Genomic DNA, 12,133 nt, shown 5'->3' with positions numbered 1-12,133 from the left:
GTGATTCGCGTGGCCGGTAAGGGCCAGTTCGAGGTCCCCCGGGATGCGAGCTTGTTGACCGAGCTGAACGCTATCGATAATCAGATCGTGGCCCTGCTGCGGGAGAGCGAGGCCGAGCTCCAGCGGCTGTTAGAGCGAATGGCGGATCTGGTGCGCGAGCGGGGACGTTCGTTGGAGGCGACGTTGGCGGAATCGGACCTGGTGTTGCCTCCGGAGGACCTGACTCTGGACGAGGCACTGGAGCTGTTCGTGGGGGAGGGGCTCATCCCCGGATAGGGGGGAGCCCCCCTCCTGTGACGAGGGGAGGTGAATCGGATGGGATGCGGACCGGATGTCTTCCGGCTTTTCGATCTGGCGGATGCCCTGGTGCGGGATAACCGGGCCCGCCGCTATAGGACCTGGCCTGCGACGGGCCAGCCGCAGCCTCCCGGCCCCTCGCTCCAGGAGCAGCTCTATGAGATGTATGAACGAGGGGAGCTGGACGAGGAAACCTTCCGTGAGCTCAAAGACCTGGTGTCCCGAGGACAGCTCCGGCCGGTGGATCTGGCCGTGTTGCGTTATGAGAGACGCCAGAAGGCCCGGAGCCGGCCGCGGGAGAGCGAGGAGGACGTCGCCATTCGGAAGCTGCGGGCCCGGATCGCCAGGCTGGAGGAGGCGCGTGAGGAGTCGTCTCAGGTGCTGACCTCGCTGCAGGAGAGGATCGCGGACGTGGAAGCCCGGGCGCAGCAGCGCGAGGAGGCGGCCCGCCGGGCAGTGGCGACGGATGAGGCCCTGGCGCGTCGGTACTTGATGGAGAAACAGGAACTGATGGAGACGCAGGTGCGCCTGGAGGCCCAGGCCCAGGCGCTTGAGGAGGACCTGGCCAAGCTGGACGCGTTGCGGGAGAAGCTGGAGGCCAAGGTGGCGGAGCTGGAGGCGCTGCGGTCTCGTCAGGAGCTTCAGTCCTTGCGCTCACAAATCGATGGGGCGGAGACGTGATGATCTCCGCCCCCTTTCGGCTTTCGGCGGCGGCCGCCCGGTAAATGGGCGCCGCCGCTTCTTTTTGTGGTGAGGCTGGCACGGCCGCGGCCCATAGGCGACCGCGAAACACGCCTTTTGGCGGGGTGCTCCTAGGCTGAATGGCGCTGGTGCCCCTGTGAAAGGCAGAGCACAATAAATGTGAGCGTGTTCAAAGATCGTGAATCGCCCTTGCACCGGAGAGGAGGCGAGGTGTCGTGAGCGCCCGAGGGCATCGTCATCATCTGTGGCTGATGTTGGCCTGTTGCCTCATCCCCATCGCTGCGCTGGGGGCCATCTTCCTGTTCAATGTGCCGGTGTCCAGCGCGTTGTTGTTTGCGCTCATCCTGCTGTGCCCGTTGAGCCATCTGTTGTTGATGGGACGATTGGGCCACTCGCATGGTGCCGCGCAGGACGCTGGGGATGCGGCATCGGACGCGCCGGTCTCATTGCCGGGTGCGAGCCGTCCGGCGGCGGAGCGCGACGGGGCATAGGTTACCTGGATCGCATAGCACGACGGCGCCGTACGCGAGCGCGGCAGGCGGGAGCTCTGCGCCGAATTCGGGTGTGGGCGCTGTCGCGTTGGGAGAGAACGGCATGCAGGACGAGAATGGATCCGTAGGAGAGGTTTCGGCGGAGATGGCGGCGGCGTCGCCTGCGGGCCTGTCAGGGCTCTCGCTCGGCTGGGGCCGCGTGGTCGTCTATTCCCTGGTCCTGGCCCTGTTGGCTCTGATGGGATGGGGCATCGTGCGGACGGCGGCCGGACCCGTGGAATCCGGCATGGCCCCTGATTTCACGCTGACCACCTTTCAGGGGGAGACCGTGACCCTGAGCGACCTGCGTGGCAAGGTGGTGGTGATCAATTTCTGGGCCTCGTGGTGTCCGCCCTGCCGGGAGGAGGCGCCTTACCTGGAGCGCACGTGGCGTGCATACCGGGATCGGGGCGTGGTGTTCATCGGGGTCGACTACGCCGATACGGAGAAGAAGGCGCTGGCCTACATCGAGGAGTTCGACATCACGTATCCGAATGGCCCCGACATCGGGACGGAGATCTCTCAGGCGTATCGGATCCGGGGGGTCCCTGAGACCTTCTTCGTGGACAAGCGGGGGCGCCTGCGCGGGGTCCACATCGGCCCGCTGAAGCCGCCCCAGCTCGAGCAGAAGATCGAGGAACTGCTGGCGGAGCCGTAGGCGGCCGCCGACGGCAGGAGGTGTACGTGGTCAACGATCTCGGTTTCTTCGCATTGGCTCTTTCCGCGTTGCTGGCCGCCTATGCGGCCGCTGCCGCCTGGTGGAGCACCCAGCGTGGGGATGAGCGGTGGCTGGAGAGCGCCCGCAACGCGGCCGTGGGCACGGCGCCGTTGCTCACCATCGCTTGCGTGGCCCTCGTGTACAACCTGTTGGCCGGAAATTTCCAGATCTCCTATGTGTATGACGTCTCGGCCAGGGCCATGCCGCCCTTCCTGAAGGCCACGGCCCTGTGGGGCGGCCAGGCGGGGTCCATCCTCTTCTGGACGTGGCTGATGTCGTTGTTCGCCGCGGCCGTGCTCCTGCGCAAGTGGGAGGTGGACCGGCCGTTGCTTCCCTGGGTGATCGTCATCACCATGCTGACCCTGCTCTTCTTCCAGGGGCTGTCGCTGCTCGTGGCCAACCCCTTTGATCGATTGTGGCAGGATCTCCGTAGCGGCGAGGTCGTGCAGCGCGTGTGGCGTCCGGCGGGAGCCGCCCCCCTCGTGCCCTTTGATGGCAAAGGATTGAACCCGCTGCTCCGTCACCCGGGGATGATCGGGCATCCGCCCACCCTGTACCTGGGCTTCGTGGGGTTCGTGATCCCGTACGCCTTCGCCATGGCCGCGCTCATCACCCGGCGCTCCATCGGCGATCGCTGGATCCGGACCACCCGGCGCTGGACACTGGTGTCCTGGCTCTTCCTCTCGCTGGGGTTGCTATTGGGGGGACGTTGGGCCTATGACGTGTTGGGCTGGGGCGGCTTTTGGGGGTGGGACCCGGTGGAGAACGCCGCCCTGATGCCCTGGCTGACGGGCACGGCCTTCCTCCATTCCGTGATGATCCAGGAGAAGCGCGGGATGCTGAAGGTGTGGAACATGGTGCTCATCATCCTCACCTACAGCCTGGTCATCTTCGGCACCTTCATCACCCGCAGCGGTGTCATCTCCTCCGTGCACTCGTTCACCCAGTCCGCCATCGGGCCGGCGTTCTTCGCGTTCATCACCGTCACGTTCCTGTCCTCTGTAACGTTGTTGGTGAGCCGGATGGACACTCTGCGCAGTGAGAACGCCCTGGAGAACGTCCTGTCCCGGGAGGCGGCCTTCCTGTTGAACAACCTGCTCTTCCTGGGCATCACCTTCGCCGTCTTCTGGGGCACTATCTCCCCCATGGTGACGGAGTTGATCACGGGGCAGAAGATCACGGTGGGGCCGCCGTACTACAATCAGGTGACCGGCCCCCTGTTCGGCGCCCTGGTGTTGTTGATGGGGGTGGCCCCGCTGCTGGCCTGGCGACGCCAATCGGCGTCCCAACTGGCTCATAAGCTCCTCTGGCCCTTTGTGGGGAGCGCGCTGATCGTGGGCGGCCTGATCGCGGCGGGCCATCGAAATCCCACGGCGCTGTTCGGGTTCTGGCTGGTGGCCTTCGTGGGGCTGGCCACGCTGCTGGCGTTCTGGAGGGGCGCGCAGGCCCGGCGTCAGGCCCATGGCGAATCGTGGCCCATCGCTTTGGCCCGGCTGATCTCCCGTCATCGACGTCGCTATGGGGGATATCTGATCCACCTGGGGGTGCTCATGATGGCCCTGGGGATCATCGGCACCTATCTCTTCCAGCAGGAGACTGAGGCCACGCTGGTCCTGGGAGAGCGGCTGAACTTCGGACCCTACGCGCTCCAGTTCGATAACCTGCACGCCTATAGCCTGGAGGCGGGAGATCGCCAGGTGACGGAGGCGGTGCTGACGGTCTACGAGGATGGGCGCCCCGTGCGCACGTTGCGGCCCCGGCGGGATTTTTTCATCAGCGCTGAGCAGCCGATGACCATCCCCTCCGTGTGGAGCCGCCCCCAGGGGGACCTGTACGCCTTGCTGGTGACCTGGGAGACCGATCCGGGCCTGCGCGCCACGTTCAAGCTGTACATCAACCCGTTGATCGGCTGGCTGTGGCTCGGCGGTTTGACGTTTGTGCTGGGCACGGTGATCGCGGCCTGGCCGGACTCGGCCGTCCGGCGGACCTGGAAACTGGCCCCGCAAGGCGAGCAGGCGCCGAGCCCGGCGTAGGCGACGGCGCACGCCGCGCGCCCGGCCGCGCGCAGCTTTGGGAGAGCGAAGGCTATGTGGCGGAGAACGATCATTGCCGTGTTGCTGTTCCTCGGCTTGGCCCTGGGGATCCCGGTGGCGGCCCAGGAGCCCACGGCCGACGAGGTCAACCGTATCGCCAAGCAGCTCTACTGCCCGGTGTGTCCCAACACGCCTTTGGACGTGTGCGAGACCAAGGCGTGTGAGGATTGGCGGGCGCAGATTCGGGATATGCTGGCCGAGGGCCAGGACGAGCAGGCCATCATCGACTACTTCGTCGCCCAATATGGGATCCGGGTTCTGGCGGCGCCGCCCCGTAGGGGGTTCACCGCCCTGGTGTGGGTGTTGCCCGTCGTCGGGCTGTTGGCCGGGGGATGGCTGCTGATGCGCGTCTTTCGACGCCAGGAGCGTGGCCCCACGCGGCCACTGCTTGGGACGGGCCAGGATGGGACGTTGCCTATCCCGTCCGAGTACCTGGCCCGCCTGGAGGAGGACGTGCGGAAAGGATAGGGGATCATCTGGGCTTTGATCTTTTCCTTTGATCGTCCAGATACACGGCTTTCTCTGCAGCGCTACTCTGCATCTTGTGCGGGTAGCGGAGGGTATTGCCCTCCGCTACCCGAGAGACCAAACTTGAGGGGAACATGGCTCCGGAGAGTATCGTATTGGGTGTGGCCCTATTGGGGATCGTGGGCGTGACCGTCGCCTGGCCGTGGCTTCGGCCTATGAGGCGGCGCCGGGCTCGATCTGCGGCGAATCCCCGGCAGGAGTACCAGGCGCTGGTAGCCACCATTCGCGATCTGGACTTCGACTACCGGGCTGGCCTTGTGGCCGAGGAGGACTATCGACCGCTGCGGGATCACCTGCTTCTGCGGGCGGCGACCCTGTTGCAGGAGCTGGATCGCCACTCCGGCCGGCAGGCCGACCTGGAGGCACGGATCGAGGCCATGGTGAGCGCCGTGCGGGCCCGGCGGGCGCGCACGGCCGGCGCGCATCCGGGTACGGCCGTGGCCTGTCCCCAGTGTGGACGCCTGGCGCAGCCGGGCGATCGATTCTGCGCCAGCTGTGGGCGCTCATTGACCGAGGAGGTTACGATAACGTCATGACATCTTCCCGTTTCCGACCTGTGCTGCTGGCTTTGGCCTGGCTGCTCCTGACCCCGCTGATCGCGCTGGCCCAGGCGCCCGAGCCGGGGCCAGCGATCACCATCCTGGGGCAGATCACCAACGGGACCCCAGGCGAGGAGATCTCGGCCGATCTGTCGTTGATGCTGCACACCTATGATGGCCAGATGATGACCGGCATGACCGATGGCACCGCGGATGCCGAGGGGCGCTTCCGCTTTGAGAACGTGGAGACCGCCCCGGGGCGCAGCTTCGAGGTGATGGTGACATACCGTGACGTGACCTATTTCAGCGAGCGGATTGAGCCCGAGCCCGGACAGACCGAGCTCGATCTGCCCGTCACCGTCTACGAGACGACCACCGACACGTCGACCGTACAGGTGGAGCAGCTGCACATGTTGCTGGACTTCACGCCGGGGATGATGCAGGTGATCCAGATTTACATCCTCTCCAACACCGGGGATCGCGCCGTCGTGGCCCGTGATCAGGAGGGGCTTCGCTTTCGTCTGCCCCCCGGCGCCTCGGAGGTCAGCTTCAGAGGCGATCGGGATGGGACTCGCTTCATCCAGTTGGAGGATGGCTTCATCGACACGGCCCCGGTCGCCCCGGGGAAGGGGACCCTTTCGAGCCTGGTCCGCTACGTCCTGCCCTATGAGGATCAGATCGAGCTGGCCGTGCCGGTGGACTATCCGGTCCTCAACGCCAGCGTCCTTCTCCCTGACGTGGGGGTGACGCTGAGCGGGGCCGGCTGGAGCGTGGACCAGGAGGTCTCGATCCAGGGGCGCCCGCATCAGGTCTACAGCTTCGGGCACCTGCCGTTGGAGCCGGGCGACGCGTTGCGTTTGACCGTTACGGGTCGGCCGGAGATGGTCGCGGCGTCTGCCGATTCGGGCGTTGCACCGGGGAGCGATGGGGATCGCTGGCGGTGGGTGCTGATGATCGGCCTGTTGTTCTCGGTGGCGCTCATCGGGGTCGGCGGCTTCTGGTGGTGGCGGGATCGCCAGCAGGAGCTCGCTCCCGTCGTGCTCGCGTCGGCATCGGACGAGTTGCCATCCCTCTTCCAGGCCATCGCGGACCTGGACGACGCCTATCAGGCAGGCACCATCGACGAGGCGGAATATCAGGACCGACGTGCGCGCCTGCACGCGCAGGCGATGGCCCTGTTGGCCGCCGAGGAGTATGAAGAGTAGTCGCGCTCACGGAAAAGGAACACGATGCGGGAATCGATCAGACGCTCCCTCTCCCCGAGGACTTTTCTCCTCTTGTGGATCGTCACCGCCCTGGGGCTCACGGCCTGTAGCCCGGCTCAGGTATCTCCGCTTTTCAGCCCGATCCGGGTGGAGCCGACGCCGACGCTCACCCCTCTTGAGATCCTGGACAGGATACGCGCGGAGGTCGTCCCGCCGGAGAACGCGCCCACGGGCTATGGGATCGCCTTCAACTACGCCGGCTATCAGACGATGTTGATCTGGAATCAGGAGGCGAGGCCCTCGCCGCCCTGGGTGGCCCAGTACGAGGCGGTTGACGTCGCGTTGCCATGCTGCCGGGTCGTGCATCCCTTTCGGGATGAGAGCCGGAATTGCCCCTGTGGTCACCACCAGGCCTTGTATGGCCTGAGCAAGTACCTGCTCGCCCAGGGCTACGCGGCGGCCGACGTCCAGCGGGAGGTGGATCGCTGGAAGGCGTACATGTTCCCGAGGGAGGCCGTGGCGGCCGAGCTGGAGCGCCGCGCGCTATCCGATCCGGCCATCCGCCGGGCGCTGCAGGAGCTACGCGAGAAGGGGGAGTGCTGAGGGCTCCCTCGGGCGGTGGCCCCTCTGAGCTGCCTTAAGGGCGTCCCCTTGGCGTCCGTGGCGGGCGCGGTGATCATCAGATCCCCTTCGCAACCCGGCGGCGTTTGCGTGTGCGGTGCATTTGCATCAATATATATTGCATTTCGTAATTTAAACAAATTGTGTTAGAATAGATTTATCTATGACAGTGAGGAGGGTCGCTTGCGCAACGCACTGAGCCTGGGAAGGGTTTTCGGCATCGAGATCAAACTCGATTACTCCTGGTTTATCGTGTTCATCCTGGTGGCCTGGTCTTTGACCGGTTACTATTTCCCCATGACCCATCCGGGTTGGCCGACGGCGGTGTATTGGATGATGGGCGTGATCACCGCTTTGCTCTTCTTCGCCTCGGTGGTGGCCCACGAGCTGGCCCACAGCTTCGTCTCCCAGGCTCAAGGGGTGCCCGTGCGGGATATCACCCTCTTCATCTTCGGCGGCGCCGCGCAGATCAGCGAGGAGCCCAAGAGCGCACGCGATGAGTTCCTCATGGCCCTGGCCGGTCCGGCGACCAGTCTCGCCATCGCCGCCCTCTTCGGCTTGCTGTGGCTGGTCAGCCGGCCGATCAGCGAGCCGCTTCACGCCCTGGCCGGCTGGATGGCCTGGATCAACGCCGCGCTGGCCCTCTTCAACCTCATCCCTGGCTTTCCCCTGGACGGTGGACGGATCTTCCGCGCCCTGGTTTGGGCCATCACGGGTAACCTGCAGCGGGCCACCCAGATCGCCACGGGATTGGGGCGGGCGGTGGCCTACGGCTTCATCTTCTGGGGGGTCTGGCAGATCTTCGGCGGCAACTGGGCCGGTGGGCTGTGGATCGCCTTCATCGGCTGGTTCCTGTTGAACGCGGCCACGGCCAGCTATCGACATGTGGCCCTGCAGGAGATGATGGCCGGCCATACCGCTCGCGAGGTGATGATGACCGATTGTCCGCACATCCTCCCCGGGCTGACCCTCGACGTCCTGGTAGATCAGCTGGTGCTGCCCAGCGGCCGGCGGTGCTTCCCGGTCATGGAGGGGGATCGCGTTCAGGGGCTGCTCACTTTGCACCTGATCCGGAAGGTCCCCCGGGAGCGGTGGGCTACCACCCGGGTCAGGGACGTGATGATCCCCCGATCCGAGTTGAAGGCGGTGGGGCCTGACGATGAGCTGGCCCTCGTCTTTGACCGCATGACCGCCGAGGATGTCAACCAGTTCCCCGTGATGGAGGACGACCGTCTGCTGGGCATGGTGGCCCGGGACAACGTGCTGGCCTTCCTCCGTGCTCGGGCCGAGTTGGGCCTTTAGCCGATGCATATCTGGCACCTGACGTCCGACGCGCCGCGTGTGCCCCGCCGGGTGTGCCCGGGCGAGCGGGTGATCCTGCGCGTTGGCACCTGGCCCATTGAGCCGGGGCAGTCGGTGTGGGTGACGTGTCGGGTCGAGCATCCCGATGGGACGGATGAGCAGGGGCGGGTGGACGCTGTCTGGCGGCGCAACGAGGGCGTCAATAGCTACTGGCGCGCCGAGATCGGCCCCTTCGCCCGGGGCGATCGGGTGACCTACACGGTGCACGGTCGCTCGCTCCAGGGGGAGATAGCCGGGCCGAGGGCCTCCTTCCGGGTGGGGCCCAGGCTCTACCTGGCCATCCTGTGGCATCAGCACCAGCCGGTCTATCGGGACGGCTCCTATCCCACCCCAGGGGGCAGCTATGTGCAGCCGTGGGTGAGGCTGCATGCCATCCGGGATTACTACAGCATGGCCGCCCTGGTGGCGGAGCATCCCGACCTCCACCTGACCATCAATCTGACGCCCGCGCTGCTATGGCAGATCGAGGACTACGTGGAGCGGGAGGCGACGGATCGGGCTCTGGAGCTGACGCTGAGGCCGGCCGGATCGTTGCGCGCGGAGGAGCGAGAGCTGGTGCTCTGCTCCTTCTTCGACGCCCACTGGCACAATCAGATCTTTCCCCATCCCCGCTACCGGGAGCTGTTCATCCAGCGGCGGGAGGGATTGCCCTTCACGGCCCAGGACCTGCGTGACCTGCAGATGTGGTTCAACCTGGCCTGGTTCGGCAAGGAGTTTCGAGAAGGGGAGGTGACGCTGGCGACGGGTGAGACCGCCTCGGTGCGCCGCTTCATCGAGCGAGGACGTGGCTTCCGCGTGGCGGATATCCGGGCGATGGTCGCCGAGCAGTATAAGATCATGCGGGCGGTGATCCCCATCCATCGCCAGCTCCAGGAGCGGGGCCAGATCGAGGTCTCGACCACCCCCTTCTATCATCCCATCCTGCCCTTACTGGTGGATACCGATCGGGCCACCATCGACCGGCCCGGGGCGACCCATCCTCGTCGTTTCGCCCGCCCGGAGGATGCGGAGGCCCACGTGCGGATGGCCGTTGAGCATTATCGGCGATGTTTTGGACGCCCTCCGTGCGGTATGTGGCCGGCCGAGGGGGCTGTGAGCCAGTTCGTCGTCCCCATCTTCGCCCGGCACGGCGTGCGCTGGCTCGCCACGGACCAGGGGGTGCTGGCCCGCTCCGGCCGATGGGGATACGAGGCGGATGACCCCGATGTCCTCTGTCAGCCCTATCGTGCCGAAGAGGGGGAGCATGCCGTTTCCGTCTTCTTTCGGGATACGCGGCTCTCCAATGCCATCGGCTTTCGTTACCATGGCTATGCCGACTATGAGCAGGCGGCGCGGGATTTCTTGCAGGAGATCAAGGATCGCTTCGCCCGGCGGGTGACGGGGGACGAGGATCGGATCCTGACGATCGTGCTGGACGGTGAGAACGCCTGGGGGGCCTATCGGGAGGATGCCCGGCCCTTCCTGCACGCGCTGTATGGGCTGCTGGAGCGCGATGCGGAGGTGCAGACCGTCACCCTGGGGGAGTATCTGGACGGAAACCCGGCCCGAGACGTCGCTCCCCATCCCCTGGAAGGGCAGACGAAGGTCTACGATCTCTTCACCGGCTCCTGGATCGATGAGAACGGGTCGCTGCCGGGTGTGGACCTGGGGACCTGGATCGGTGAGGAGGAGGAGAACCGGGGATGGGAGCTGTTGGGGCTGGCGCGGGACTTCCTCGCCCGGGCGGACGTCACGCCGGAGACGGCTCCGGACGCCTTCCAGGCGCTCTACAGGGCTGAAGGGAGTGACTGGTTCTGGTGGTTCGGCGAGGATCAGGACTCCGGCAACGACGATGAGTTCGATGATCTGTTCCGCATCCACCTGAAGAACGTTTACCGGGGCCTGGAGGCCGACCCGCCGGCGGCTTTGGACCGCCATATCGTGCCCCACGCGATGACGTGGACCTTCGTGCAGCAGATCCCGCACATTCAGCGTGGGGATCGGCTGACGATACGCACCAATTGCCCGGGCGTCCTCACGTGGCGGCTGGACGATGGCGAGCCCCAGACGGCTGAGATGGTGCCGGCCGGCGGTGTGATGGCCGGCGTGCGGCGCTATCACTTGTCCTTGGGGCCCTTTCCACCGGAGGTGAGAGAAGTTCATTTCGTGTTCCGTTGTACGCATCTGGGTTGCGACTGCCGCGATGTCTGCTGTGAGCCGAGGGAGTATTCGGTTCGCTGCCGGTGATGGTATCGACCCCGCCATTTGGCCTGGTTCCCCACACGCCATTTCGCCTATCCCGGGACATGAGCGGAGCGGGCTGAACTGCGCACGACGGTCTGGGCAGATCAGCGCTGGTCTGGCGGTTCCGGGGAGGCTATAGTGAGAAAGCTGGAAGCGGCTGGCTCGCTAGGTTGACGGCCTTCCTCGCAAACTCGTCCATTATCATGGTGGTTGGCACAGTTGGCGAACCCTTTGGCTGCCGACCCTCCCCTTGTGAGGGCCTGGCGGTGTCGTCCTGCCTGGAGCTGAGGGAGACCCTCAGACAGGCCCTGATGCAACGGCTACGGTTGAGTGTAGAGCTACTGAAGGAGATAGACGGATGATGAGCTCGCGTTTCGTCCTGTTCACGCTGCCGATTCTGACCGTTTTCGTCCTGATCCTGGCCGCCTGTGGCGCTGGCGGCGCGGCTGTTCCCTCTCAGGGGCAGGCCCTGCAGACGCAGGAGGTGCCGGTGGAGGGAGGCGGCAGCTATACCGATGTCAATGCCGCCGGCCTGGCGTCCATGTTGGAGGACAAGGACTTCCTGCTGATCAACGTTCACGTCCCCTACGCGGGCGAGATCGAGGGCACCGATCTTCTGATCCCCTTCGATCAGATCGAGCAGAATCTGGACAAGCTGCCGGCTGAGAAGGACGCCAAGATCGTGGTCTATTGCCGCAGCGGGGGGATGAGCGCCATCGCCGCCCGCACGTTGGTGAAGCTGGGCTACACCAACGTGTGGAACCTGGATGGTGGGATGATCGGCTGGGAGCAGGCCGGCTACTCTCTGGTGAGCAAAAGCCGATGAGCGCTGACCGTATGCCTCGTCGGGTGCGCGCCTGGTACGGCCTGCCCGGCGAGATCGTGATCGAGGGGGATTGCTGGCATTGGGTGAGGGCGGGGCCGATCCCGCTCCCTCACCCGCCGGTGGTCAACTTCTTCGCCCGGCAGGGGTTGCCTCGGGAGGCCCGGCTCCAGTTCGGCTACTGGCATGAGTTCGGGCACCTTCAAACGCTGCCGCTGGCGCTGGCCCATGTCGTCTGGCTATGGCGACGCCGATCGCGAGGGCGGTCGAGGGGGCTGTGGTCACGGTTGGCACGCTTCCTGGCCTTTCTGGTCGTACACGAGGCCGCCTGGGAGCTCGCCTCCGAGGGGTACGTGGTGGCCAAGGGGGGGCGGGAGTATCGGCGTTTGTACCAACAGCATCGCCATTGGGTGCCCGTCCTCTTCTGGGGTGGCGTGGCGACCATCGCCCTCCTGGGCACGATCTTTTTCTCCAGAGGAGAGAAGAGCTGAT

Annotated in this window: 13 protein-coding genes; all 13 read left to right on the top strand. The window is 65.6% G+C overall.

The window, feature by feature from the left end:
- The 13 genes from GXP39_01385 (at position 1) to GXP39_01325 (ending at position 12,132) form a co-directional block, all read left to right on the top strand.
- A complete protein-coding gene (locus tag GXP39_01385; GenBank protein NOZ26692.1) occupies positions 1-276 on the top strand; it encodes a hypothetical protein in 276 nt (91 codons plus the stop codon).
- Between the two features lie 39 nt (positions 277-315).
- A complete protein-coding gene (locus GXP39_01380; GenBank protein NOZ26691.1) occupies positions 316-978 on the top strand; it encodes a hypothetical protein in 663 nt (220 codons plus the stop codon).
- A gap of 236 nt (positions 979-1,214) precedes the next feature.
- A complete protein-coding gene (locus GXP39_01375; GenBank protein NOZ26690.1) occupies positions 1,215-1,490 on the top strand; it encodes a hypothetical protein in 276 nt (91 codons plus the stop codon).
- Positions 1,491-1,593: 103 nt separating this feature from the next.
- Positions 1,594-2,187 (top strand): TlpA family protein disulfide reductase, encoded by a 594-nt coding sequence (locus tag GXP39_01370; protein ID NOZ26689.1) that lies wholly within the window; start codon positions 1,594-1,596, stop codon positions 2,185-2,187.
- 26 nt (positions 2,188-2,213) lie between these two features.
- Complete coding sequence (locus tag GXP39_01365) at positions 2,214-4,280, top strand: heme lyase CcmF/NrfE family subunit (protein ID NOZ26688.1); 2,067 nt, start codon at positions 2,214-2,216, stop codon at positions 4,278-4,280.
- A 54-nt stretch (positions 4,281-4,334) separates the two neighbouring features.
- A complete protein-coding gene (locus GXP39_01360; protein ID NOZ26687.1) occupies positions 4,335-4,808 on the top strand; it encodes a cytochrome c-type biogenesis protein CcmH in 474 nt (157 codons plus the stop codon).
- Between the two features lie 134 nt (positions 4,809-4,942).
- Complete coding sequence (locus GXP39_01355) at positions 4,943-5,404, top strand: zinc ribbon domain-containing protein (protein NOZ26686.1); 462 nt, start codon at positions 4,943-4,945, stop codon at positions 5,402-5,404.
- Positions 5,401-6,612: a hypothetical protein gene (locus GXP39_01350; protein ID NOZ26685.1), complete on the top strand. Its 1,212-nt coding sequence runs from the start codon at positions 5,401-5,403 to the stop codon at positions 6,610-6,612. Before GXP39_01355 ends, GXP39_01350 begins: the two co-directional genes overlap by 4 nt.
- Positions 6,613-6,636: 24 nt before the next feature.
- Positions 6,637-7,215, top strand: a complete 579-nt coding sequence (locus tag GXP39_01345; GenBank protein NOZ26684.1) for a hypothetical protein — start codon at positions 6,637-6,639, stop codon at positions 7,213-7,215.
- Positions 7,216-7,416: 201 nt separating this feature from the next.
- On the top strand, positions 7,417-8,535 hold the full coding sequence (locus GXP39_01340; GenBank protein ID NOZ26683.1) for a CBS domain-containing protein: 1,119 nt from the start codon (positions 7,417-7,419) through the stop codon (positions 8,533-8,535).
- Positions 8,536-8,538: 3 nt separating this feature from the next.
- Complete coding sequence (locus tag GXP39_01335; protein ID NOZ26682.1) at positions 8,539-10,821, top strand: hypothetical protein; 2,283 nt, start codon at positions 8,539-8,541, stop codon at positions 10,819-10,821.
- A gap of 355 nt (positions 10,822-11,176) precedes the next feature.
- Entirely contained in the window at positions 11,177-11,644 is a 468-nt protein-coding gene (locus tag GXP39_01330) for a rhodanese-like domain-containing protein (GenBank protein NOZ26681.1), read from the top strand.
- On the top strand, positions 11,641-12,132 hold the full coding sequence (locus GXP39_01325; GenBank protein ID NOZ26680.1) for a hypothetical protein: 492 nt from the start codon (positions 11,641-11,643) through the stop codon (positions 12,130-12,132). Before GXP39_01330 ends, GXP39_01325 begins: the two co-directional genes overlap by 4 nt.
- Position 12,133 lies beyond the last annotated feature (1 nt).

Source organism: Chloroflexota bacterium (assembly GCA_013152435.1).
Classification (GTDB): Bacteria; Chloroflexota; Anaerolineae; order DUEN01; family DUEN01; genus DUEN01.
This window is presented reverse-complemented; position numbering and strand designations above follow the sequence as displayed.